This window comes from Cernens ardua, from assembly GCF_051251085.1.
GTDB classification, from domain to species: Bacteria; Pseudomonadota; Gammaproteobacteria; order Pseudomonadales; family Halomonadaceae; genus Cernens; species Cernens ardua.
The window spans coordinates 330,073-353,932 of the sequence record NZ_JBPCZH010000002.1 but is presented as its reverse complement, the minus strand read 5'-3'; the positions used below and the strand labels follow the sequence as shown (position 1 = coordinate 353,932).

The window sequence follows — 23,860 nt, the reverse complement described above, 5'->3', positions numbered from 1 at the left end:
AAAAGACTTTATGACTCAGCGTGCGTGAGCAATATCCCCAGCTCCGTTCGAGCCAAGGTCTTTGGTCTCCGGGTGACCATAAATGGTCAAATCGCCAGAGCCCATCACTTTCCCCTGCAGTGTTTCAGCAGCATAAATATGTGCATCCCCGGAGCCCATTGACTGAAGTGTTACTGAAGGCACAAGGAAATGCCGCGTATCTGCATCACCAGAACCATTCAAGGTAAGATCCAACGCATTACCCTGTCCCCCAAGTTTCAGATCGCCTGAACCTGACAAATCGGCAACAAGTTGTTCAACGTGAGCAATTACGTGCCCATCACCTGATCCTTGCAATTGTAGGGTCAGGCGTTGACTGTCTCCCTCATAGGTGAGATCCCCATCACCCACCGTGCTCAACGTCAACGCCTCCGGAGTGGAAAAATGAATATAGGTATCACCGCTTCCACGGTTTTTAAGGCGTGACAATGCGGGGGTAGAAATAGCGACAACCGTCGAGTCGCTCCCACTAGGGTATAAAAAACCGAACAGGTGGAAACCAGAAGATATATTGCTGCCAATAGTCAGCGTACCATTACGGTTTCGAATACTCACCTTGTCCAGATCCCGATGGTGCTTTGAGGCCACGATCACTTGAGGTATCGGTGCTTTGAAGACCACTATATCCACTGAACCCGAGGTCACAATCGAGCTGAATTGATCAAGGGTGAACGATTTACGGTAAGGGTAGCCATGGGCTTGTTGCCAGGGTGTATGTGCATATTCACTGGCATCATCAAACGGCGATGTCGACGCCATTACATGCATACTCACCAACGCACCTGCAACAGATACCATATATTTGAGCGCAGGAAGAATGGCCTTTCCAAACTTCTTATGACTCTTTGTATTTGTATCAACCGTTTTTTTTATTGAGCTAATAGTAAGAGTATTGGGCATTATCATTATCATTGTCGTTTCCCTATTAATCCCTTTAGTACTTCGAGCATCTGGCATACATGATGTGGTCAGGAAGGTATCTCATCCAGTGTCTTCTCAATCCTGGCAAGGCGCTCATCCATGTGATCAAGCTTCGCCAATCGCTCCAATAACTGGCGATTCACTTCTGCATAATTGATCAAGGCGCTTTCGATCTCTTCATTATTGGCTTCAGACATCATGGTTCGGCCGCGGAAATATGCCTGAATGGAGACCTTGATGCCCCACCCCAAGGCAAGGACGACAAAGATCAACAAAAACAACATGCCGTTATAATCCATACTGTATCTCCCTTTTCGTTATCGTTTTAAATCATGGTTGACGATGCTGTTGGAGCAGGCAGCATACTGGCACCTGACGTAGCCACTGCTGAGGGTACCAATGCTCCCGACACCGTTGCGGGGGCGATAGTGGCTGTTACAAAGGCCAGCATCAATAGAACTGCTGTAAATGTAATGTTATCCCACATGTTGGATCTCCCTGGTTTAATCTTCTTTCGTGGATATGGCTGAAATATCCGAATTTTCCGCATGAACTGCCTGCACAATCGCATTGGGTGTGACATGGATATCAAAGGGTTGAATACTGAAAAACTTGAGTGCCTTGCCGCTCTCTGAAAGCGCCATAGTGCTGGATACAAATCCTGCTTCCTCAAGTTTGGTGAGATGCATGTACAGCAATGGCCTGGACATACCCACGCGTCGAGCGAGTTCGCTCACGTGCACTGCCTCATCCGCCAGGCATGCAAGAATTCGCATGCGTTGGGGACTGGCAATGGCGGCCAGCTGGCTGGACAGCATCTCGGCAGTCAATTTCATAGTGCTCCATCTTTCATGTGTAATAAAAAACTTACACATGTATATATCGTATAAAAAAGATGACCTGTCAAGAAAAACTGACAGGTCAATATCACGCATAAAAAAACCGGGACTGCAAAAGCAGTACCCGGCTTCATTTAACGGCCTGTAAGGATAGGGCTACCTATAGGCCCCAACGAGCGCGAATAAAGAATTATTCGTGAGCGTCGGCCAATGGAGGTTTATTCACCTTCAATGCGCAGTGTTTTCAAACTGCTGGCAACACCCCAGTAGTAGCATATCAGTGACAGAACGGCTGTCAGGATAATGTCCCAGGGGCTGGACAATGCACCTGTTCCATCAAAGCTGCCAAAGTACGAAATAAAATACATACCAACGTAATACACAAGCATCCAGACAGCGGAGGATACATCCCCTCCCCCTTTTACCTTGCTACGACCAAAAATCGAGTAGACAACCCAGGCGACGATCAATACACCCAGCAACACTTCATTGGCTGCCCAACCACTCCAGTACACCAGCAAGGAACTACAGATAAACGTAATGGGAGCAATCACCTGATAGGCAGGCAACCGGAAAGGCAAAGGCATGTTTGGCGCTTTCTTGCGAAATACCGCCAAACATACGGGCCCCGGTAGATAAGTGAATACCATGGCCGAGGTACAGGCTGAGATCAAACCACCCCAGGCCTGAAAGTTGGACGGCAACATCCATAGAATGGAAAGAATCAGGGACAACCATAAAGCACCACGCGGAACACCTGATTTTTCATCAATCTTGCCGAAAATTTCAAACAGATGACCATTACGCGCCCAGGCAAACAATACACGACTGGCACCCGCAAGGAACACATTTCCTGTACCGGCGGGGGAGATAACGGCATCGACCAGAATCAGGGTCACCAGCCATGTCACCCCAAGGTGAACTGCCACATCAGCGAAGGGAGAGTGATACAGCGCAGCAATGCCATCCCATCCATGCTGCGTCAATACGTCATTGGGAACAGACCCGATATAGGCATACTGAAGCAGTAGATAGACGATGAATGCAATAGCCAGGGCGATCATGATGGCCAAAGGAATATCACGCTGAGGGTTGCGGGCTTCACTGGCAAAGTCTACCGCCTGACGGAACCCCAGATAGGAAAATGCGATACCCGCACCGGTCAATGAGCTGAAAATACCATGCAAACCCGTGGTGGGGGGCGCTTCATGGAAATTCGAACCGTTGAAATAGGCATACAACGTGACCAGTACCATGAGAGGTACTACAAACTTGAAGGTGGTCACGACCGTATTCACACGACCAAAGGTTTTTACGCTCCAGTAGTTGATCAGGAAGAAAACGACCAACAGCCCAATCTGAAGTGCAAACCCGAGGGCAGTCGGATTACCGGCAGCATTCCCAAGTGCCGGCCACCAATAGACGGCATACTCTCGTACTGCTTCTGCTTCTACCCCTGCCGTACTGGTATAGGCCAACAAGGCACTCAGGCCTATGACGAAACCAACGACATTCCCATGCGTGAAGTTCGGATAACGGACAAAGCCACCGGCTCGCGGTAATGCAGCCGCAATTTCAGCAAACACAAGGGCAATGACCAAAATGATCAAGGCCCCGATTACCCATGCCCAGCCTGCATTGGTTCCAGCATATCCCGCGGTTTTTGCTGCTGCAAAAAGCCAACCTGATCCGATCATTGACCCGACACCCAAAAGCGTCAGATCAAGCAAGCCCAACTTTTGCTTGAGTTCACCAGAGTTTGTTTTCATTGTTATTCCTATTATTGGAAGTGGCTTCGTGTATTCAGGGCATTCGTGTATGTACATGCCCTTTTATTATGAGTCCGAGTATAGGGAGAACCCTCGAAAAAAATATAGGCATGTCGTTTTCAGAACATACCAATACATATAGACGACCTGCAAGCACGCAGCTATAACACTCTTACCCCATCAGCCTTTTTTACTTTCATTTTCAAATGCCCATTTTCAAATGCCATGTTGGCGTGATCATGCTCTGCCATAGGTGTGTCTGCCCGATTCCCAAGACAGGAAAAATTACGACAGGTCGCCCTTATACGTAACTTTACCTTGACGGCTGTTTCATCAACCAAATGTAAAATGGTATCTGCAAAAAGTGTTAACCAGGACTTATAACACTTATAAAGAAAAGGAGAACGTATCCGTTATGATATATTGAAGAATCCTCCCCTGAGATTTGGTGTAGTATAGGAGGTCGTCATCGCCTGCTTCTGGTTCAAAGCACCATACTCTTGAACAACATGTTATATGCGATCGCCAAACGGGGATACTCACTGATGAACGTCCTACGACTGTTAAGCCTGATTTTTGTTGCGCAGCTGGTATTGGGTACTACAGCACTGGCAGCCACAACTGATATATTTTCCAAAGCAAAAAACAGTTATGTAGAAAGGATTGAATCCCAGCCGCCTGTAGGTTCAGTCGACCAGGATTTTGCCAGTTTTCTTTTACCCCAGCATTTCAGTGGAGTAGAACTCTCACGCATCGAATTGGCGCGTGGGTATAATCCCGTATTGCGGAATATTGCTGCGGGCATCGTTGCCCATTCAGATCGAAGCCAACCCGTTACAACGAAGGCAAATCCCAACGTCCCTTCTGCTGTGGCAAATGCCGTCACAAACGCACTGGCTACTGCGGATAGTCATGCAAGAGAAGCATTTCAGGCGCCTTCAACATCATCAACCGATGAAGAGTTTGCCCGACTCATGGATGCCCATCACCTGCGCGCCATTGCCTATGCCAAGGCAGAAATTAACCATGGCACGGACCCACACTTGAAAAAGATGGCGCAGAACATTCTTGAAAATCAGGTGAAACAACACGATGTCATGGTGCCTCTTACCCAGTAGCACTCATTCGAACGTGATCAGCCCTGCAGCGTGATTATTTACACTACTATCCTTATCACTGAACGTTGAATTCCAGTCCCCATCACTATGTATAACCCGTTTTCAAAACATTCATTCAAACATCAGGCAAGGCACTTGTGGTATCAGTATGGCATCTTGTGGTCAGGCGCGATTATTGTCGGGCTGGTGGCGGTAATGTATGCCAAGCTGATTGATTGGGGCTACGATATCTTCAAACTGATGCTGGGAATAGGCTTTTGGTTTCCGCTGATACTGACACCTACCGTCGCGGCATTAGGCACATGGATTACGCGGCGTTACTTCAATGGTGCTGAAGGAAGCGGAATTCCGCAGGTAGTCGCAACGCTGGAAGCGCCGGGTGAACATTTGGGCAATCGGCTACTACTTCCACACATCGCGATAGGAAAGATACTGGTTTCGTTTATGGCGATCCTGGGGGGATTCACCATTGGGCGGGAAGGCCCCACCGTACAGGTAGGGGCTGCCATTATGTATCAGTTGCGGCGGTTATACCCTCACAGCAATACCGCACTGGAGCGTCAGCTCACCCTGTCAGGTGCATCGGCAGGACTCTCGGCGGCATTCAACACCCCCCTCGCTGGCATCATGTTTGCCATAGAAGAGCTCCTTCACAGCTTTTCCCGCCGTGCCAGTACCACCATTGTGACCACCATTATTCTTGCAGGTGTGGTCTCACTGGGGATCGATGGCAACTATACTTATTTCGGGAATATCAATACCCATGACTTTTCATGGCTAATGGTACCCGCCATTGTACTAACGGCTGTCATTACGGGGGCGGCAGGCGGAGGGTTCGCCTGGCTGGCGCTCCATGCGGCTCACTGGATGCCTGCGCCAATGCATCGGCTTCGACAACAGTATCCTATCCGCTTTGCTGCACTGTGCGGCCTTCTGTTGGCAATTATCGGCATCATTTCACATGGAAGCACTTATGGCAGTGGTTATGAACAGGCACGCAGCCTGCTGGACAATAATGACTACCAGTTACCCGTACTCTATCCATTCTACAAAATGGCGACCATGGTTTTGTCTTACCTTCCCGGTATACCAGGAGGAATCTTCGCCCCATCCCTCTCAATAGGCGCCGGGTTTGGCAGCCTGATACATGATATTTTCTTCAGCGTTCCTCTACCGGTACTGATAGCAATTGCCATGGTGGGTTATTTATCTGCTGCGACGCAGGCCCCGATTACCTCTTTTATCATCGTTACCGAGATGACAGATGGACACGCCCTTATTATTGCGCTAATGGCCACTGCACTATTGGCAACGCAAGTTTCGCGCTGGATCGCACCACCCTTTTACGCTACCTCTGCCCTGCGCTATGAAAAATCGACATAAGTGCGCCCCTTCAACCTTCACTCAAACAGCGACACCAGCCATAAGCACTTACAAAACGGCGTCTATCACTGAAGAAAAAAAGAGCATAAAAAAGCGGATTCACAACAGTGATATCCGCTTTTTTGGCTATATACCAGAGGATGTAAGCTGATTATTCTTCAGTCAAATCCTTGATGGTGGTGGTCGAACCATTGGTTTTAACCGACTCAATACCTTTATCACGCGCTTGTACGGATTTGTACATTTCACTGCTACCGATAATTTGCTGGTTTGCAGCTTTCAAATGAAAATAAGGGGAATCATCCTTGGCCGTCAAACGTTCATAATGTTCATCACTTGGACTGTTTTTCTGAACAGACGCGATACCATTCTGACAAGCGGACTTGGTACTGTACCCTTGACTGGAGAGGATGATTTCGCCATTACCTGCTTTCAGATGGAAATGAAATTTGCCATTGGTGGCCTTGAAAATTTCAAACTTTCCGCTCATGTGTCACTCCTTAACAAAATTTCAGAAAAACAGCGTAAGTTACATGGGAACCTAAATGTAAAGGTAGAACATTTTGTATGTTTATGCCTGTTTTTACCCTGATCGAATTAATACATACCCAACATTTACATTAAGCCAAGTATACTTCATCAACAGAGAACCATAAGAACCGGAAACAACAGGAACAAAACAAATATCGTCCACTTTCTATGACATCATTTCGCAATATGAGTTTCCTTAAAAGAGTTCACAAACGCTGTTTAGCGGTTTTCAGCACCCTTTTATATAACTGCGTGATAACCGTTTGGGATGATTATTCAGAATAACGGATGGCTAAACACCACAAGGATCACTTAATATATTATAACCATCCCCATCGTGTTTTATTATCAGTTCGGGCCAAAGCGTCTTCCATCTCTTCCTACTCATGCGCTCTTTGAAAGCAATACGATTGGGAGCAACTGTATTGAATGTAATACTCCCGGCAAAATTGGCCGTTAAGCCAAAAGGAGCAACAATTTCAATGTCACCTTGCCGTATTGAACTATGCCCCGTATTGCCAGCTTCTTCTTCCAGTGGCTGCCAATAGGCGCCTGCCGCAGTTTCAACCTCTACCCAGTGACGCATGGCATCGGCAGTGGACACATAGGGTGAATGATGATTGCGCATATGCATGCGTGCCTGATTTTTGACTGACCAACGTGCTGGTAATAGCTGCTTCAGCTGCACTTCATAATGGATATCGCGCTCACTTTCAGTGGCATTAGGATCGAAGTAGATAACGTCAATATCATCCAGAGGCGTTGCGGTCTTATAGCCATGTAGATGATCCCAAATCAGATTTCTGACAAAACCTGCAGCCACACACCCTTGAGGCAAATTCAGCTGAGCAACGGTTTTCATGATTTGCAATCGCCATTCATCCTGCAGTAACCAATCCTTCAAAACAGTCATTTGTTGTTCGGGCGGTATCATCAACACGGTCATGTATTCCTGAATAATCAATTAGGGTTATTATTGATTGCTTATCACACACTTACTTATTACTTCTGCTCGCTACTTCCCCCTCGCATCCCCTGTTCTTCTCCCTCACAACATTTTCTTTGTACCATGGAGTCATACTACGAAGCCACGCAACTGTTTTACTGTTTTACTGTTTTAACTACACCTTACGTACAACCTAACCTAAACCACTTCACCTACACCTGACTTACACTACACTGCCTTACTTTAGAGCGATTTTACCTGGGCCTTTCTCACTCCTTCGATGAAGCTCGTCTCTTTTATTGATTGAACGTTCAATTAAAATACGCTACACTTGAACCATATCGTCAAATATCAGTCAGGTGGAGGTGATGCATGCCCAAAGTAGGAATGGAACCCATACGCCGCAAGCAGCTGATAGACGCTACGCTTTTCTCCATTGAGCATTATGGTCTCGAAGACACCACCATCGCGCGAATAGCCAAAAAGGCTGGGGTGTCATCAGGCATTATCAGTCACTACTTCGGTGGCAAGGATGGCTTGATCGAAGCCACGATGCGCGAAGTGCTAACAGAATTGCAGACAGCGGTTGCACACCGCCGAAAATCGGTTTCACCTGAGGATACCGAAGGTAATATCCGCGCGATTATCGAAGGAAATTTTGACCGATCACAGTTAAGCGAAACGGCCATCAAGACCTGGTTGGCCTTTTGGGTGTCCAGTATGCATCACCCCCAACTGAAGCGATTACAAGCAGTTAATGATCGTCGTCTATACTCCAATTTGAGCTATCAATTCAGCCGGCGATTACCTCTTGTACAGGCTCGCGATGCTGCCCGTGGACTCGCGGCATTAATTGATGGGTTGTGGCTAAGGGGCGCACTGATGCCGGAACGCTTCGATATTGATGCTGCCGTACGTATCGCTACCAGTTACGCATGGGATCAGCTGACACCACGTCAACATTAATGACGTCAGTCTCATGAATCACCGTACTGCTGCATATTTCCAGGTTCAGCAGCATATAAGAACCATACGCAGATCAGAAAAAACGAATCCCGAACACTCACTCCCTCAGGCCACCCCCTGATTGGGTAACACAGATTCCAGGAGTCGAACCATGAGCACACCCTCTACTGTTTCTCTTTATATCAATGGCAAAACCGTTGATGCCACATCACAAAAAACGTTCGACACTATCAACCCGGCAAACGGTGAAGTACTGGCGCACGTGCAGGAAGCCTCCAGTGCCGATGTCGACAGCGCGGTAGATGCTGCTATTGAAGGTCAACGCGTCTGGGCAGCCATGACGGCCATTGAACGCTCTCGCATTCTACGTCGTGCCGTAGATATTCTGCGTGAACGTAATGACGAACTGGCACACCTTGAAACGCTGGATACAGGTAAAGCCATTTCTGAAACCAAGGAAGTGGATATCGTTACTGGAGCGGATGTCCTCGAATATTTTGCAGGCGCTATTCTCTCTTTCGAGGGTGTCCAACAACCACTGCGTGACTCTGCGTTTTTCTACACTCGTCGTGAACCCATCGGTATTTGTGGCGCTATCGGTGCCTGGAACTATCCGATTCAGATCGCATTGTGGAAATCTGCACCGGCTTTGGCTGCAGGTAACGCCATGGTCTTCAAACCCAGTGAAGTCACTCCCTTGACGGCCATGGAACTTGCCAAAATCTATACTGAAGCAGGCGTTCCGGACGGTGTTTTCAACGTGGTTCATGGTGCTGCAGAAGTCGGCATTGCACTCACCAACCATCCGAAAATCGACAAAATCTCCTTTACGGGTGAAGTAGGTACCGGCAAGAAAGTCATGTCGGCGTCTGCCGCTTCTTCACTGAAAGAAGTCACCATGGAGCTGGGGGGTAAATCTCCTCTAATCGTCTTTGCTGATTCTGATCTGGACCGTGCTGCAGATGGAGCGATGGTTGCGAACTTCTTCTCAACCGGTCAGGTATGCACCAACGGAACACGTGTCTTTGTTGAACGCTCGGTCAAGGAAGCATTCGAGGCCAAGGTGCTTGAGCGCGTCAAACGTATCAAAACAGGTGACCCTCTGAAAGCGGATACCAATTTCGGGCCACTGGTCAGCTTTGAACACATGGAAAAAGTACTCTCCTACTTCGATATTGCAAAAGAAGATGGTGCCAAATGCCTCGTTGGCGGTCATCGTATAACCGAAGGTGATTTTGGCAAAGGCGCTTATGTCGAGCCCACTGTCTACACAGATTGCACTGATGGTATGCGTATTGTGCAGGAAGAAATTTTCGGGCCGGCCATGTCCATCCTGGCCTTTGACGATGAAGAAGAAGTGATTCGTCGCGCCAATGACACTACCTATGGTTTGGCTGCCGGTATTTTCACCGAAAGCCTGAACCGCGCTCATCGTGTCATTCATAAAATCGAAGCGGGTATTTGCTGGGTAAATACCTGGGGTGAATCCCCGGCGGAAATGCCCGTCGGTGGCTATAAACAATCTGGTGTCGGTTTTGAGAACGGCGCTGAAACTCTTCAGCACTTCACCAAAAACAAATCCGTTCTAATCGAAATGGGCGAATTCCCACCGGCATTCTAAGGCTGGACTTACACACCGTCCGTCCGCCCCGGTACTGCCGCACCGGGGCGTGCCTTCAACTAAATGGGTGCCTGTTGCCAAGCAACAGGTATCAGGACAAGGAGTATTCTATGGCTGATCATATTCGTGAGTTTGACTATATTATCGTAGGTGCTGGTTCCGCTGGTAACGTTCTGGCAACACGCCTGACGGAAGACCCCAGTGTTTCTGTGCTTCTTCTGGAAGCAGGTGGCCCCGATTATCGTATGGATTTTCGTACCCAGATGCCCGCGGCACTGGCCTACCCCCTTCAGGGAAAACGTTATAACTGGGCGTATGAAACCGATCCAGAACCCTTTATGGATAACCGCCGAATGGAATGCGGTCGAGGTAAAGGGCTAGGTGGTTCCTCCCTGATTAACGGGATGTGCTATATCCGCGGTAACGCCATGGATCTGGAAAACTGGGCAGAACAACCCGGCTTGCAGGACTGGAGCTATGCCGATTGCCTTCCCTACTACCGCAAGGCAGAAACGCGGGATATCGGCCCCAACGATTATCATGGTGGCAATGGCCCAGTGTCAGTAGCAACATCCAACGTTGATGATCATCCGTTGAACCGTGCGTTCGTTGAAGCCGCCAAGGAAGCCGGATACGCTGAAACAGATGATCTGAATGGGTATCGCCAGGAAGGCTTCGGTCCCATGGATCGTACCGTCACTAAGAAAGGGCGTCGTGCGTCAACAGCACGGGGGTATCTGGATACCGCCAAACAACGTGCCAATCTGACAATTCAAACACATGCCACCACCGATCGTATCCTCTTTGAAGGCAAGCGGGCTGTGGGTGTGACATACCTGAAAGACGGTGAACATACCGAAGTGAAGGCACGCAAGGAAGTGCTGGTATGCTCAGGTGCCATTGCCTCCCCTGCCCTGCTTCAGCGCTCAGGTGTAGGTGATCCCGAATGGTTGAAAGAGTTGGATATTCCTGTGGTGCATGCACTTCCCGGTGTGGGCAAGAATCTGCAAGACCATCTGGAAATGTACATCCAGTATGAGTGCAAGGAGCCAATCTCTCTGTACCCTGCGCTAAAACTTGTTAACCAACCTAAAATTGGTGCCGAGTGGATGTTCAAGGGGACCGGATTAGGTGCCAGTAACCAGTTCGAAGCAGGTGGATTTATTCGTACTGATGAGTCCGAGCCATGGCCCAACATCCAGTATCACTTTCTGCCGATTGCGATCAGCTATAACGGTAAGAGTGCTGCTGAGGCACATGGTTTTCAGGCACATGTCGGCTCCATGCGCTCCAGAAGCCGAGGACGCGTCAAGATTACCTCACGTGATCCGGAAGCAGCGCCCAGCATTCTGTTCAACTACATGAGCGATCCTCAGGATTGGGTGGAGTTTCGCGCCTGCATCCGTAAAACACGTGAAATTTTTGCCCAGCCGGCATTCGATAAATACCGTGGCAAGGAGATCGCGCCCGGTGCCGATAAGCAGACGGATGAAGAACTCGATGCATTCGTTCGTGAGCATGCAGAAACGGCCTATCACCCCTGCGGGAGCTGCCGTATGGGCGACGATAACATGGCCGTAGTCGATGGCGAAGGTCGTGTGCATGGTATGGAAGGTTTACGTGTTATTGATGCCTCCCTAATGCCGCTGATTGTAACGGGTAATTTGAATGCCACCACGATCATGATGGCTGAAAAACTGGCTGACAAAGTAAGAAACAAGCAGCCTCTTGCCAAAAGTACAGCGGATTACTACAAAGCAAAAACCTCGGGTGAGGCTCAGACTGACTTGAGCCCTGTGCCTGAAAAGGTGTTTGCGCCGATCTAATCCTTTAAGCAGAAAAAAGCGCGTCTGGTTCAGGCGCGCTTTTTATATGATTGCATTGCCCCGCCCAAGGATTTGTATAGACCAAAAGATCGAATAGAACTCATGCTTCACTTGGGGATAAAGACTCATAAAGATCAACCGGACAGATAGAAATAGATCTTTAATTAAGCAAAATACTCCTTGGAACGCTCAACACCATCCACAAAACGCTGAGTGTAATATTCAAAAGACCCCGCATCTCTTTTGAAGTTTCGAATGATAACGTTTTCATCCACTGTCACTAAATCATCCATACTTTCTGAATCCTTGAACGGGTAGCGTTTATTCACTCCAATACGCGTATTTTTCGCACCCACTTTGTCCATCCAACGAGAAAAACCAAAGGTTGTGAAAAACCCTTCCAGATAGGGATCACTCGTCTCGACACGCATTGCAGTGGTTTTGGTCAACCGCTCAAGCAACTCACGCGCATACCCCTTCCCTCTGAGATGACCAGGAGTAGCCATCAATTCCAGGGATACCGCCTTGCCTTGCTCTTCAACCACAAGCAACGCGGTTGATAGCAACTTGTCGTCCTCTGCCAATGCAACTACACGTGCAGCAAAATTGGGAAGAAGACTTTTCATAACTTCAGTGTAATGCAATAACGGTTTAAGCCCCGCCTTGTGGCCGTATACTTCAGCACACATGAGTGCCACACATGCATCGCGCTCATGGTTATCCGTCACTTCGATCAGTTTTTTCATTTTTATAGCAACCAGTATTGGATACGTATAAGCAAATACGTATCGGGGGCAGTCATAAATGCTAAACCATTGTGAGATGAAATCTTGCCGTCCAAGTGTATTAACAGCCTATATTAAGTCCCCTCCAGTTGGCAGAGTCCTATAATAAAAGACATCAATCTCCAACAGGGTCAGAGGTGTTCTTCGCACAATGACACCGTGCCAAAGGCCTTCAACACCATCTGATATACTGGAGCTAAAACAAACAGGTAACATACACTTTTCAATAAAGCATCAGTATCAGTCTCCGAAGTAACGCTGGCAAAAGGGTGACCAGCTGAAATTACAGCAGAGAAAGTCTTCAATGGAATAACAATATTGGAATAGTATAGGAGACATTTTACAGTCTCTTTCAGCAAAATCTAACTCGACCGGCAGGAATCCACATGTTATTGCCCCGTTTTATTGCTCACCGTGGTTATGCTGCTGTAGCTCCCGAAAATACGCTATCTGCTATCAAGGCAGCAGCAGAGGCAGGTATCTCATGGATAGAACTTGAGGTACAGCTATTGGCTGATGGAACACCGGTTATCTGGCATGATGCTCATATGGCACGCTGCAGTAATAGCCGGGCTTTCCTGCAGGAAATCACCCTGGAAGAAGCACAACGCTTTGATGTGGGCGGCTGGTTTTCAGCCGACTTTAACGGCGAGCGCATTGCAACACTCAAGGAAGTACTGGCGCTTGTAAGCGCGCTGGACTTGGGGCTGATTCTGGAGTTAAAAGTCAGTACTGCGCGAAACCCGATCCGCCTTACCGAACACGTTATTCCACTACTGCACGATTCACTTCCAAAAGAAAAACTTCTGGTGGCGAGCATGAACCAGGATGCCTTGTATCGGGCACGCCATCTGGCACCCGCGCTGAATCTCGGCATACGATACGATGATAAAGTCCCTCGTGTGTGGCGTTGGGATGTTGAGCGCATTGGTGCAGCCTGTGTCATCGCCAACTGGGAAAATTTGTATCCGGCTATTGTGGAAGAGACACAACAAATGGCGCTCGATTTGATCTGTTACACCGTCAATGACCCCAAGGCGTTCAAACCCTGGTGGAAACTGGGGGTCAACAGTGTCATTACTGATGATCCTACGCTGTTCAAATCATTCGAGCCCGACCTCACGCATAAATTGAAAACTGAAGGCACACCCGGGTGAGCATCGGCATGTCCGAAATGTTGGATATTGGGTTGCTCGGTTTCTCTCATTTTCGGTTGCTGAAGTGCGTGCTATTATCGAATAAAACTTGAGTCCCTACATGACTCAAATACAGCTTTTAGTATTCAGTTAGGCAGGATGCGGGGAATGCAAGTCTAATGAAGCTTCCCTCAGTCTGATCTTGGTCAGTGTGCTTTTTTTCCATGCGTTGTACAGCTCTATTCGAATAACAACGCATCTTGTGGACTCGCTTGCTGCCCGGATTCTGAAAAAACACCTGTTGGCGCGTCTGAATGAACGCTGCCTTATTTCTTCAAGGTAGAAAAACAGTCCAATGAATAGTCAAGACGTTGAAGGCTCACTTACACGTTGCGCGACCTTCCTTACGCTCTCGTGCAATTACGATGATGAAACGCTCGCTACCGTACGGGATTTCTTCGGTACCCTCCCGTCTCTCGTTAAAGCAGTAGGCTTTCGTAACAAGAATGCAGGGCTAAGTTGTGTTATTGGTATAGGTGCCCACCTATGGGAGCATCTAAACCCGGGCATCAAACCCAAGGGATTACACCCTTTCAGGGAAATTCAAGGCGTACACCTCGCGCCTTCTACACCGGGAGATATCTTGCTGCATATCCGTGCAGCTACACAAGACTATTGCTTCGAGCTGGCCCACCACATCATGAATACCTTGGGTGATCGCGTTAAAGTTGAAGACGAAACTCAGGGATTCAAATTCTTCGATAATCGTGATCTGCTCGGTTTTGTTGATGGTACCGAAAATCCGGTAGGTACTGCCTTAAATGAAGCTGTATTAGTCAGTGACGAAGACCCTTTTTTCCAGGGCAGTAGCTATGTCATCGTTCAAAAATATCTACATGACATGAAAACCTGGGATCGGATGCCCGTAGAGCATCAGGAGACTATCATCGGCCGTCACAAGCTGTCGGATATCGAGTTTGCCGATGAGGAAAAGGCGAGCTATGCCCACAATGTACTTACCAACATTGAGGACAGTGAAGGGAATGCCCTTGAGATCCTGCGCGACAATATGCCGTTTGGTAGCCCGGGAAATGCAGAATACGGCACCTATTTCATTGGCTACGGCAGGGACCCGGACCGTATAGAAACCATGCTTAATAACATGTTTATTGGCCTGCCGCCGGGCAACTATGACCGTATTCTTGATGTTAGCACGGCCATTACAGGGGGACTCTTTTTCGTTCCTACCGCCGATCTGCTCGATGCCTTGAGTTCTGGTGAGCCGCTGGTCGAAGAAAACGAAACATCCCCACATTCCAACGATGTTCAATCTTCACCAGAAAAATCAGCCGCTACCGGATCACTGAATATTGGTTCACTGAAGCCAGTCAAATAGACAATCCCCCTATCAACAGGGATAAGTGCCGATAGCTTCATTATCCAAGGATAATGCTTTATTAATGCTACGGACTATCTTGCCAATACAGGAAGAATGCAATGAATAACCTATATCGCGAATTGGCCCCTATATCCCCTTCTGCCTGGGCAGAAATTGAGGAAGAGGCTTCTCGGACACTAAAAAAATATCTGGGTGGCCGTCAAATAGTGGATGTCCATGAACCGCAGGGATTTGATCTCTCTGCCGTGGGCAAGGGCCACACCCAACTGGTTTCACCTGTTGTCGATGGTGTGCGTACGCTTAAACGCCAGGTTAATCCGGTGATCGAGCTGCGAATTCCCTTCAAGCTAACCCGTGATGCCATCAACGACGTCGCTCGTGGTTCCAGTGACTCTGATTGGCAACCCCTGAAAGATGCTGCTCAAAAACTCTCTTTTGCTGAGGATTCCCTTATCTTCAACGGTTATGAAGATGGCGGTATTGATGGTATTCTGCCGGAAACCAGCAATGACATCATCACATTACCTGAATCTGCGTCCGACTATCCCAATGCTGTTGCTCAGGCACTTACCCAGTTGCGTCAGGCTGGAGTAAATGGCCCGTATGCGCTCGTATTGGGCACTGAAGCCTACACCAAAGCTTCCGGTAGTGCCGATGATGGCTACCCCGTACTGCGCCGTCTGGAACAGCTGGTCGAAGTGCCTATCATTTGGAGCCAGTCATTGAAAGGCGGGCTAGTGGTCTCTACCCGTGGGGGCGACTTCGACCTATGGTTGGGGCAGGATATTTCCATCGGCTACCTGCAACACGATGCAGAATCCGTAGAGCTCTATCTACAGGAAACCCTGACATTCCAAATGCAGACCGCTGAGGCCGTCGTCGTCCTGAAACACGAAGGATAGTACGCGGCAGGCGATTAGTCCGCTCATTATAAAAAAAACGGGATGGTACCCACTAGGGGCCATCCCATTTTTTGTGTGATGCACACGCTCAACAATACACATCAAACCACCGCATATATTCAACCACTACCCATCCAGGGCGACAGGCCAAGTACAGTATCAAGGATGATTATCCTTGAAAAAACAACCGTTGAAGGCCTTCGCCCGGATTCTCTTCTCGCATGAAACGCTCCCCTACCAGAAACGCATTCACATCTGCCGCACGAAGACGCTCCACATCTTCATGCCCCATCACGCCTGACTCCGTCACCAACGTCACGCCTTGAGGAATTTTAGGCAATAGATTGAAGGTCACATCCAGGGTGGTATGGAAGGTATGAAGATCCCTGTTATTGACGCCCACCAGATCGAGGTTGAGCGCCAAAGCCCGATCCAGCTCTTCTTCATTATGGGCCTCCACCAACACATCCAGTCCCAGTTCAGTGGCCTTGCTGTGAAGAGAAGCCAGCGCTTGATCATCAAGAGCAGCGACGATCAGCAAGATGCAATCTGCGCCAAGAACGCGCGATTCATAAAGCTGGTATTCATCAATAATGAAATCCTTGCGCAGAACAGGCAAGTTGCATGCCGCACGTGCATTAATAAGGGCCTGATCACTTCCCTGAAAAAAGTCGACATCGGTTAGCACAGACAGACAGGCCGCCCCCCCTTTTTCATAACTTTGGGCGATGCTTGCAGGATCAAAATGTTCACGAATAATGCCCTTGGAAGGCGATGCTTTTTTAACCTCGGCAATGACAGCAGGGTCACCGGCCGCTATTTTTGAACGCAAAGCGTTAACAAAACCACGTGTAGCAGGTGCTTCCTGTAATTGAGATTCCAACAGTGTTTGAGGCCTTTCAGAGCGACGTGCTTCTATCTCTTCTCTTTTTCGATTCAAAATACGACTTAATACGGTTGGCAAGGCAGACATGCGATTGCTCCCTATGCAAATTGCTGTGTAAATTCGGCGAGTTGATGCAGTTTTTTCAAAGCCTCGCCGGAAGCCATGACAGACAATGCCTGTGTGACGCCCTCTTTTAAAGAAGCAGCTTGATCGGCAGCATAAATGGCCGCGCCAGCGTTCAATGCCACCATATCACGAGCGGGGCCTGGCTCATTATTGAGTGCAGACATGACACGCTGGAAGCTTTCGGTCGTCGTCACCACTTTCAGACTATCAAGCGAGGCTGCTCGTAACCCGACTGATTCAGGCGTGATGGTGTAATGATGAATATCACCGCCCTTGAGTTCAGCAATAAAACTGCTCTCGGCAATAGACAACTCATCCAATCCTTCCGCTGAGTGAACCACCAGCGCATGTTGACTATTCAGATGTTGAAAAGCTTCAGCCAGAACACCAATCAAACGCTTATCGTAAACACCCACCACTTGATGATGCACGCCTGCTGGATTGGTCAACGGGCCAAGCACATTAAAGAGTGTTTTAACGCCCAAATCGCGGCGGACAGGCCCGGCAAACCGCATCGCTGGATGATGATTGGGAGCAAACATGAAACCGATACCCACTTCATTAATACAGCGGGCCACTTGTTCATTATTCAACCCAAGGAAAATACCTGCAGATTCAAGAAGATCAGCACTGCCTGAGGACGATGAAACGCTACGATTTCCATGTTTGGCCACCGTTACGCCTGCTGCAGCCGCAACGAAACTGGCAGCCGTCGAGACATTGAAAAGATTCGCACCATCACCGCCGGTACCCACTATATCGACAGCAGAATGATTCAAAATGGAGACGGGATGCATCAGGTCGCGCATGGCTTGAGCGGCGGCCGAAATTTCCCGGCTTGTTTCACCCTTGACCGATAATGCTGTCAGCAAAGCCCCCATTCGGGCATCACTCATTTGGCCCTGCATGATCAGTCGCATTAGCTCGTACATTTCCGGAGAGGAAAGTGACTCACCCGCAATGATACGTTTCAGTACTGCACTGAATTCGAGCGGTGATTGTGCAGGATCAGCTGCATTCTTTTGTGGTGTTGCATTCATACCGAATTATTCGCCTTCAGCGTCGTGTGTTATGACGATGCGATTCAAACCATGCTTTTATAGTAATGTGACTTGAACCCGATTTTTCCGATCAGAGATTTATGCGCAACGATTATACAATGGCACGCTCCGTCAGAAACCAGACAAGCGCAAGCCAGCCACATTTTTGGACAATATCTCGAACTCAGAACATATAACCTAGGCTGATGCTTTTTCCGCGGACGTATCTTCCCGCATCGGACTGGTACGCTTGAGGAAATTGGCCAACATTTCATGCCCTTGTCGGGAAAGAATCGATTCGGGGTGGAACTGTACGCCTTCAATTTCGAACGTCTTGTGACGAAGCCCCATGATCAAGCCAGGTGTAATATCCTCTTCAACGGTGACCGCAGACACTTCAAGGCATTCCGGCAGGCTATCGGCTTCTACCACCAAAGAGTGGTACCGAGTCACTTCCAACGGGTTTTCCAGCCCTTCGAACACTCCTCTCCCATCATGGGATACCAATGATGTTTTGCCATGCATGACTTGAGGGGCACGCACTACTTTGCCGCCAAATACCTGTCCAATGGCCTGATGTCCCAGACACACTCCAAGAATGGGTTTACGACCCGCAAAATGTTTGATCAAGGCAGTGGAGACACCGGCTTCATTCGGCGAGCATGGGCCGGGAGAGACAACCAGATGCGTAAAATCCAGCGCATCAATCTCGTCTATACTGAGTGCATCATTACGAATAGTCTGGACATCAGCACCCAACTCACCCAGATACTGGACGATGTTGTAGGTAAAGCTATCGTAATTGTCGATCATCAAAACTTTCATGATAAAACCTCTCTTGCTCGGATATGCAGTAGTGCATAGATGCTTTCTGTTCATAATAGCTGCCTGCCCACTGCCCCAGCACAAAAATGCCGCCTCAGTGGGCGGCATCTTCATTTCATTCCATATAAACCCTTTAGACAGGGGAAGACGCCGCACTTGGAAAAGCACGCCACCCGTCTGCCTGAACCTGAGGATATATAATGGAAAATAAAATCATGCAGATATAGTGCTACTCCTGAGCCTTGCAGTCAATACTCGAAAGGCAACAGATCCTTCGATGAAAGGCTATTCCCCTAACGAACAAGAACAGTCTTACCGAAAAAAGGCCCTTCTGGAAAACGGCCCTTTTGGAAAGAGCCAATGCTCCAAACGTAATTCATGCCATTACAGGCCAGCCCGTGTGTTCAGAGACATGTCATGAGCAAGCCGTTTTTTCTAACCTCCGTCGCCTACCCTACACTTACATTTTTGTACGTACTTACATCATTGCATGTTTACTTCTATGCTCTACAACGTCCGGGGAAAAATCAGGAGAAAAGGAATTGAAGGAAGAATGTCCCTCAAGACTTCTCCAGCACCTACTATTACTGTGTGACTCACCTACCCGGTCGTTGACGCCATACCATCACTGATTACGACCACTTATTACATGACATGGTAAAAATGATGAAATCAGCACATACACTACTCGTTACATCTCTTGGCGCGTTGGCCGCATCCACATTGTTGGCTACCTCAATACTCCCTGCACAGGCCTCAACCGAGCAGGCCGGGGTAACATCACATCAGGCGAAACATTTGCAGATCCAGACATTCAATCCGACGACAAATGGCATTTTCCCTATCACGTCCACCCTTATCACCGGTAACAGGGACGCCATTCTGGTTGATGCACAGTTTCAGCCATCGAATGCCCGCAAAGTCGTGGATTTGATCAAGCATTCAGGAAAACATCTGAAAGCCATTTTCATTTCCTACAATGATCCTGACTACTACTTTGGCTTGCAGGTACTTAAAGAAGCATTCCCCGATACGCCCATTCTGTCGACGCCGGAAACAGCGTATCTGATCAATGCCTCCAAGGATCAAAAACTACAGGAATGGAAAAAAGCCCTGGGGGATGATGCTCCCACCCAATTGATAACGCCTACCGCCTACAACCGCGATAGCCTCGAGCTTGATGGCCAGCGTATCGACATCATCAAACATCGTAAGGATCCCCAGCACAGCTTCCTGTGGATTCCTTCCACACGTACGGTTGTCGGTGGGGGGGAATTCCAGCAAGGCCAACACATTTGGCTGGCGGATACTCAGAATGTAAAAGGAATAGACGAGTGGTTGCACCGTCTTGATGTCATCGAAACGTTACATCCCAAACAGATCATTCCTGCCCATTATGTGAAAGCCGACTATTCCCCTTCGGTATTGGATGCGGATCGTACTTACTTACAACGCTTTAAAGCCGCCTTTGAAAAGCAGGACTCTACGGTTGATAGTATTGTCAAGACGATGAAGGATGCTTACCCCACTTACGGTGACACATCTTCACTGGAGATGAGCGCCAAGGTCTTCAAACATGAAGCAGAGTGGAAGGTCTATGCGCCTTACCCACCATTAGGTTCCGCTGCTGCGCTGACAGCGGGTAAACAGCACTTCCGTCTGGTATTCAACGATGACAAAGTAGTGGACGTACATGCTGGTCACCATACGGTTTATCGTGCACCTTTCTCTGTCGTCGAAATCACACCGGAGACGTTCACTCTGAGTTGGAGCGATCCTAAAACAGGCACTCAGTATTCAAGTGAACAACATTGGGACTCCAACAAAGCCATTACAACGATAGAAGCAAAAGGAAAGCCAGCGGAAAAGGCAAATGGGACTATTCAACTGGCACAGTGATCAGCTAGCACAGTGAGTTTCCATCAGCTAATACCATTGGCTACAGACCCTTGAGCTACATGGCTCAACCTACTCCGTGGCAACATGCCGAGCAGATTATCCCCCTGTATATTGCCACGGAGTATTAAAGGGGTTTACGAAAAAAAAAACCCGTTATCACCACGTTACTTGCAGGTTCCTTCCTCAAAATCGACAATAGCCTGATATTTAACAGTACTGTATGCATCTATCAGTTCATCCTTTGTTATCTGCCCGGTTGGGACTTATGCATGGATGAGTCATTCCCACAAGGAGGCGCACCTCATGCATATCATTCATTCGTCCATTCTGTGGCTTTGGCATAATGAACTTGCCTACACCATCATTGCTATCGTTGGGCTGTTACTGATCAGCACGATCACGTACTGGTTATCACGCATTTTCCTGCGCACGAGTGTCAAACGCTTCATTCTGCGTAATCATACGGTCCACCAGAAAGATGTAACTGTCACACGTCGTATTGCATTACTGGCCGCAACGCTGGTCTTTGCGGGCTGTCTAAACCTGCTAACTGGCCTTCCCTCTTTTCTGGATAATGCCCTGCGATTGGGAAGCACCATTTTCTGCATCATCTGTGTGGCGCTATTATTGAGTGAATTACTGGATGCAATAAATTCAATCTGGTCGAAAAAAAGCAAGGTTCAATATCGGTCTATAAAAGGCTACGTCCAGCTCAGTAAAATCATATTGGTCATTCTGACCATTATTCTGGTGCTTGCCACGTTGACTGGCCGCCCACCGGGCATCATTTTGTCCGGGTTCGGTGCGGCGGCGGCTGTTCTGATGTTGATTTTTCAACATACCATCCTCTCATTCGTTGCCAATATACAGATATCCTCCTCCAAGGCGATTTCGCTCGGCGATTGGGTCGAAATACCAGTAGAAAACATCAATGGTGAAGTGATCGATATCGCATTGCATACCGTCAAGATCCGTAATTGGGACAACACGATTGCCCGCGTACCCATGCGTAATTTCATCACGGAATCATGGATTAACTGGCAACCGATGTTCTCTTCCGGAGGAAGACGAATAAAACGTAGTTTCTTTGTTGACCAGAACAGTATTGGTTTTGCAACGGACGAACTCCTCAAGCACCTACGCGCCACTTTCATGTCGGGTGAAATGCCAGAGAAAGGTATCGACCAAACGCATGTTCAAGAAGACGAAGATGCCTTGTCCCCTACCCGCCTGCTGTCGATGAGCGCTCAGGAATTGATTAATGCGGGAATTACCAATCTGGGACTGATGCGTGCCCATATTCTGCACTATTTGAAAAACCGCGATGACATTGTCAGTAACATGTACATTCTGGTGCGTTATCTGGCGCCTACATCGGAAGGGTTACCCGTCGAAATATACTGCTTTACTTCCAAGGTATTTTGGATGGATTTCGAGGAAGTACAAGCTGAACTTTCCGAATACATCTATGCGATCTTTGCGCACTTTAACCTTAAGATCTTTCAGGCGCCTACCGGAGAGGATTTGGGTAAGGGAATTGAGCGGCTAACCCTTAATGGTCCTCGCACAGCCGCTACAGATACCAAAGTATCCTGAAGAATCAACAAATCATGTGGGATGAGAAAGGAGGCTGATAGACCGACAGGGAATTAAAGAGAAATAGGCCCTCTTACAACGTGCATCAGAGGGCCCGAGGGAAAACATGATCTATTCATGATATGCAATACTGACTTGCACATCCCAATATTTTAGTGATCAGCAGAGTGACTGACTGTAGATATATCAGGAGCATTGTCGTCAGATTTGGCGCTGCCCGGATGTAGAATCACCGTTGCGGTCATTCCTGCTACAAGCAAAGTACCTTTTGGCATATGCCGTGTATCAATCGCTATACGTACAGGGACCCGTTGAGCGAGCCTCACCCAATCGAAGGTAGGGTTCACATTCAACAGTTGATTATTGCTATTGGTATTTTCTGTATCTGCAATCGCACGGGCAATACCCGTTACGGTGCCGTGAAGCGCCCTTCCTCCCGACAATAGCCGAATATCCGCTCTATCGCCTATTTGCAGGTTTGGTAGTTTGGTCTCTTCAAAATAACCATAAATATAGTAACTATCACTATCCACAAGCGCCATTTGTTGCGCACCTGCATTGGCATAATCACCTACACGCACCGTCACATTCGTCATGTAACCATCGGCGGGTGCCCGAATCACAGTACGCTTGAGATTTAACTCGGCTTGACTGACAGCCACTTTGGCCTGATTGATTACCACTTGCGCAACGGCAAGTACATTCTGTTGTTGCTGAAGTGCTGCTTGCGCCTGATGCCATTCGGATTCAGCTGTCTCTGCGGTCGACTGCGCATCGGCCAAATCCTCTTTGGAAATTGCCAATGCTGATAAGCGGGCTCGGCGGTCTGCACGGTCCTGATACATTTGGAAGCTGCTGTAACGTGCCTGAACGGTCGCCCTGGCCACGTTAACAGCAGAAACGTCCTCATTGTAATTGGCAACCGCATGGGCCAATTGGGTATTGGCATTATCCAGTGCCAGGCCATAGCGTTGCTGGTCAATTACCATTAGCACGTCGCCCCGATGCACATATTGGTTATCTTCAACATTAACAGCAGTCACCAGACCACTGATATCAGGAGACACTTTGGTTACCTCAACCCGAATCCGCCCGTCACGCGTCCATGGGGAGTACATATAGTGACTCCACAATGCGTAGGCCAGTAAAACGGCAATGATAAACATCACACCAGTGATGACCCACTTGAAAAAATTGACCGATTTCATTGGATACTCTTGCTATAAAAAAGAATAATCACGATGACTGAACCTGGTATTACCTACTGAAAGGAAGATCAGCGCACACAGGTTTACTGCCATTATCAT

General features: G+C 48.3%; 22 protein-coding genes. 10 read left to right on the top strand and 12 right to left on the bottom strand.

Annotated features, from left to right (window positions below):
* Window positions 1-15 precede the first annotated feature (15 nt).
* The 5 genes from LMG33818_RS06045 to LMG33818_RS06025 all read right to left on the bottom strand — a co-directional run bounded on the left by LMG33818_RS06045 (window position 16) and on the right by LMG33818_RS06025 (window position 3,568).
* Window positions 16-939 carry a head GIN domain-containing protein gene (locus LMG33818_RS06045; RefSeq protein ID WP_442322463.1) on the bottom strand — a complete coding sequence of 308 codons (924 nt, stop codon included), beginning with the start codon at window positions 937-939 and terminating at the stop codon, window positions 16-18.
* 68 nt (window positions 940-1,007) lie between these two features.
* Window positions 1,008-1,259 (bottom strand): hypothetical protein, encoded by a 252-nt coding sequence (locus tag LMG33818_RS06040; protein WP_442322462.1) that lies wholly within the window; start codon window positions 1,257-1,259, stop codon window positions 1,008-1,010.
* A 26-nt stretch (window positions 1,260-1,285) separates the two neighbouring features.
* Window positions 1,286-1,447: a hypothetical protein gene (locus LMG33818_RS06035; protein WP_442322461.1), complete on the bottom strand. Its 162-nt coding sequence runs from the start codon at window positions 1,445-1,447 to the stop codon at window positions 1,286-1,288.
* 16 nt (window positions 1,448-1,463) lie between these two features.
* The gene (locus LMG33818_RS06030; protein ID WP_442322460.1) at window positions 1,464-1,796 is read right to left on the bottom strand and encodes an ArsR/SmtB family transcription factor; all 333 of its coding nucleotides are present in this window, start codon (window positions 1,794-1,796) and stop codon (window positions 1,464-1,466) included.
* A gap of 221 nt (window positions 1,797-2,017) precedes the next feature.
* Window positions 2,018-3,568, bottom strand: coding sequence for an APC family permease (locus tag LMG33818_RS06025; RefSeq protein ID WP_442322459.1), 1,551 nt, complete (start codon window positions 3,566-3,568; stop codon window positions 2,018-2,020).
* A gap of 545 nt (window positions 3,569-4,113) precedes the next feature.
* On the opposite strand from LMG33818_RS06025, the gene LMG33818_RS06020 reads away from it, so the two are divergent.
* Window positions 4,114-4,686, top strand: coding sequence for a DUF305 domain-containing protein (locus LMG33818_RS06020; RefSeq protein WP_442322458.1), 573 nt, complete (start codon window positions 4,114-4,116; stop codon window positions 4,684-4,686).
* A gap of 135 nt (window positions 4,687-4,821) precedes the next feature.
* Window positions 4,822-6,069, top strand: coding sequence for a chloride channel protein (locus LMG33818_RS06015; RefSeq protein ID WP_442322457.1), 1,248 nt, complete (start codon window positions 4,822-4,824; stop codon window positions 6,067-6,069).
* Between the two features lie 151 nt (window positions 6,070-6,220).
* On the opposite strand, the gene LMG33818_RS06010 is transcribed toward LMG33818_RS06015, so the two are convergent.
* Window positions 6,221-6,559: a YegP family protein gene (locus LMG33818_RS06010; protein WP_442322456.1), complete on the bottom strand. Its 339-nt coding sequence runs from the start codon at window positions 6,557-6,559 to the stop codon at window positions 6,221-6,223.
* Window positions 6,560-6,892: 333 nt separating this feature from the next.
* Window positions 6,893-7,534: a nucleotidyltransferase family protein gene (locus LMG33818_RS06005; RefSeq protein WP_442322601.1), complete on the bottom strand. Its 642-nt coding sequence runs from the start codon at window positions 7,532-7,534 to the stop codon at window positions 6,893-6,895.
* A gap of 384 nt (window positions 7,535-7,918) precedes the next feature.
* Between LMG33818_RS06005 and betI the strand changes: the two genes are divergently transcribed.
* From betI to betA, 3 genes are all read left to right on the top strand, one after another.
* Window positions 7,919-8,512 (top strand): transcriptional regulator BetI, encoded by a 594-nt coding sequence (gene betI, locus LMG33818_RS06000; RefSeq protein ID WP_442322455.1) that lies wholly within the window; start codon window positions 7,919-7,921, stop codon window positions 8,510-8,512.
* A gap of 151 nt (window positions 8,513-8,663) precedes the next feature.
* Entirely contained in the window at window positions 8,664-10,133 is a 1,470-nt protein-coding gene (betB, locus tag LMG33818_RS05995) for a betaine-aldehyde dehydrogenase (RefSeq protein WP_442322454.1), read from the top strand.
* Window positions 10,134-10,243: 110 nt separating this feature from the next.
* A complete protein-coding gene (gene betA, locus LMG33818_RS05990; protein ID WP_442322453.1) occupies window positions 10,244-11,959 on the top strand; it encodes a choline dehydrogenase in 1,716 nt (571 codons plus the stop codon).
* A 164-nt stretch (window positions 11,960-12,123) separates the two neighbouring features.
* Here the strand turns inward: betA and LMG33818_RS05985 are convergent, their stop codons facing one another.
* Window positions 12,124-12,705, bottom strand: coding sequence for a GNAT family N-acetyltransferase (locus LMG33818_RS05985; RefSeq protein ID WP_442322452.1), 582 nt, complete (start codon window positions 12,703-12,705; stop codon window positions 12,124-12,126).
* 425 nt (window positions 12,706-13,130) lie between these two features.
* On the opposite strand from LMG33818_RS05985, the gene LMG33818_RS05980 reads away from it, so the two are divergent.
* The 3 genes from LMG33818_RS05980 (at window position 13,131) to LMG33818_RS05970 (ending at window position 16,181) form a co-directional block, all read left to right on the top strand.
* Window positions 13,131-13,901 carry a glycerophosphodiester phosphodiesterase family protein gene (locus LMG33818_RS05980; protein WP_442322451.1) on the top strand — a complete coding sequence of 257 codons (771 nt, stop codon included), beginning with the start codon at window positions 13,131-13,133 and terminating at the stop codon, window positions 13,899-13,901.
* A 334-nt stretch (window positions 13,902-14,235) separates the two neighbouring features.
* Window positions 14,236-15,276: a Dyp-type peroxidase gene (locus tag LMG33818_RS05975; protein ID WP_442322450.1), complete on the top strand. Its 1,041-nt coding sequence runs from the start codon at window positions 14,236-14,238 to the stop codon at window positions 15,274-15,276.
* Between the two features lie 101 nt (window positions 15,277-15,377).
* Window positions 15,378-16,181, top strand: coding sequence for a family 1 encapsulin nanocompartment shell protein (locus tag LMG33818_RS05970; protein WP_442322449.1), 804 nt, complete (start codon window positions 15,378-15,380; stop codon window positions 16,179-16,181).
* A 169-nt stretch (window positions 16,182-16,350) separates the two neighbouring features.
* On the opposite strand, the gene trpC is transcribed toward LMG33818_RS05970, so the two are convergent.
* From trpC to LMG33818_RS05955, 3 genes are all read right to left on the bottom strand, one after another.
* A complete protein-coding gene (gene trpC, locus LMG33818_RS05965; protein ID WP_442322448.1) occupies window positions 16,351-17,154 on the bottom strand; it encodes an indole-3-glycerol phosphate synthase TrpC in 804 nt (267 codons plus the stop codon).
* 11 nt (window positions 17,155-17,165) lie between these two features.
* Window positions 17,166-18,233 carry an anthranilate phosphoribosyltransferase gene (trpD, locus tag LMG33818_RS05960; protein ID WP_442322447.1) on the bottom strand — a complete coding sequence of 356 codons (1,068 nt, stop codon included), beginning with the start codon at window positions 18,231-18,233 and terminating at the stop codon, window positions 17,166-17,168.
* Between the two features lie 198 nt (window positions 18,234-18,431).
* The gene (locus LMG33818_RS05955; protein WP_442322446.1) at window positions 18,432-19,058 is read right to left on the bottom strand and encodes an anthranilate synthase component II; all 627 of its coding nucleotides are present in this window, start codon (window positions 19,056-19,058) and stop codon (window positions 18,432-18,434) included.
* A 666-nt stretch (window positions 19,059-19,724) separates the two neighbouring features.
* Here LMG33818_RS05955 and LMG33818_RS05950 point away from each other — a divergent pair.
* Window positions 19,725-20,957, top strand: a complete 1,233-nt coding sequence (locus LMG33818_RS05950) for an MBL fold metallo-hydrolase (RefSeq protein ID WP_442322445.1) — start codon at window positions 19,725-19,727, stop codon at window positions 20,955-20,957.
* Window positions 20,958-21,260: 303 nt separating this feature from the next.
* The gene (locus LMG33818_RS05945; RefSeq protein ID WP_442322444.1) at window positions 21,261-22,553 is read left to right on the top strand and encodes a mechanosensitive ion channel family protein; all 1,293 of its coding nucleotides are present in this window, start codon (window positions 21,261-21,263) and stop codon (window positions 22,551-22,553) included.
* Between the two features lie 152 nt (window positions 22,554-22,705).
* Here LMG33818_RS05945 and LMG33818_RS05940 read toward each other — a convergent pair whose 3' ends face one another.
* A complete protein-coding gene (locus LMG33818_RS05940) occupies window positions 22,706-23,761 on the bottom strand; it encodes an HlyD family secretion protein (protein WP_442322443.1) in 1,056 nt (351 codons plus the stop codon).
* Between the last annotated feature and the right edge of the window lie 99 nt (window positions 23,762-23,860).

Excerpts from the sequence above, each read along its gene's own strand:
- LMG33818_RS06045 (WP_442322463.1), bottom strand. The coding sequence starts at position 939 with ATGCCCAATACTCTTACTATTAGCTCAATAAAAAAAACGGTTGATACA.
- LMG33818_RS06040 (WP_442322462.1), bottom strand. The coding sequence starts at position 1,259 with ATGGATTATAACGGCATGTTGTTTTTGTTGATCTTTGTCGTCCTTGCC.
- LMG33818_RS06035 (WP_442322461.1), bottom strand. The coding sequence starts at position 1,447 with ATGTGGGATAACATTACATTTACAGCAGTTCTATTGATGCTGGCCTTT.
- LMG33818_RS06030 (WP_442322460.1), bottom strand. The coding sequence starts at position 1,796 with ATGAAATTGACTGCCGAGATGCTGTCCAGCCAGCTGGCCGCCATTGCC.
- LMG33818_RS06025 (WP_442322459.1), bottom strand. The coding sequence starts at position 3,568 with ATGAAAACAAACTCTGGTGAACTCAAGCAAAAGTTGGGCTTGCTTGAT.
- LMG33818_RS06020 (WP_442322458.1), top strand. The coding sequence starts at position 4,114 with ATGAACGTCCTACGACTGTTAAGCCTGATTTTTGTTGCGCAGCTGGTA.
- LMG33818_RS06010 (WP_442322456.1), bottom strand. The coding sequence starts at position 6,559 with ATGAGCGGAAAGTTTGAAATTTTCAAGGCCACCAATGGCAAATTTCAT.
- LMG33818_RS06005 (WP_442322601.1), bottom strand. The coding sequence starts at position 7,534 with ATGATACCGCCCGAACAACAAATGACTGTTTTGAAGGATTGGTTACTG.
- betI (WP_442322455.1), top strand. The coding sequence starts at position 7,919 with ATGCCCAAAGTAGGAATGGAACCCATACGCCGCAAGCAGCTGATAGAC.
- betB (WP_442322454.1), top strand. The coding sequence starts at position 8,664 with ATGAGCACACCCTCTACTGTTTCTCTTTATATCAATGGCAAAACCGTT.
- betA (WP_442322453.1), top strand. The coding sequence starts at position 10,244 with ATGGCTGATCATATTCGTGAGTTTGACTATATTATCGTAGGTGCTGGT.
- LMG33818_RS05985 (WP_442322452.1), bottom strand. The coding sequence starts at position 12,705 with ATGAAAAAACTGATCGAAGTGACGGATAACCATGAGCGCGATGCATGT.
- LMG33818_RS05980 (WP_442322451.1), top strand. The coding sequence starts at position 13,131 with ATGTTATTGCCCCGTTTTATTGCTCACCGTGGTTATGCTGCTGTAGCT.
- LMG33818_RS05975 (WP_442322450.1), top strand. The coding sequence starts at position 14,236 with ATGAATAGTCAAGACGTTGAAGGCTCACTTACACGTTGCGCGACCTTC.
- LMG33818_RS05970 (WP_442322449.1), top strand. The coding sequence starts at position 15,378 with ATGAATAACCTATATCGCGAATTGGCCCCTATATCCCCTTCTGCCTGG.
- trpC (WP_442322448.1), bottom strand. The coding sequence starts at position 17,154 with ATGTCTGCCTTGCCAACCGTATTAAGTCGTATTTTGAATCGAAAAAGA.
- trpD (WP_442322447.1), bottom strand. The coding sequence starts at position 18,233 with ATGAATGCAACACCACAAAAGAATGCAGCTGATCCTGCACAATCACCG.
- LMG33818_RS05955 (WP_442322446.1), bottom strand. The coding sequence starts at position 19,058 with ATGAAAGTTTTGATGATCGACAATTACGATAGCTTTACCTACAACATC.
- LMG33818_RS05950 (WP_442322445.1), top strand. The coding sequence starts at position 19,725 with ATGAAATCAGCACATACACTACTCGTTACATCTCTTGGCGCGTTGGCC.
- LMG33818_RS05945 (WP_442322444.1), top strand. The coding sequence starts at position 21,261 with ATGCATATCATTCATTCGTCCATTCTGTGGCTTTGGCATAATGAACTT.
- LMG33818_RS05940 (WP_442322443.1), bottom strand. The coding sequence starts at position 23,761 with ATGAAATCGGTCAATTTTTTCAAGTGGGTCATCACTGGTGTGATGTTT.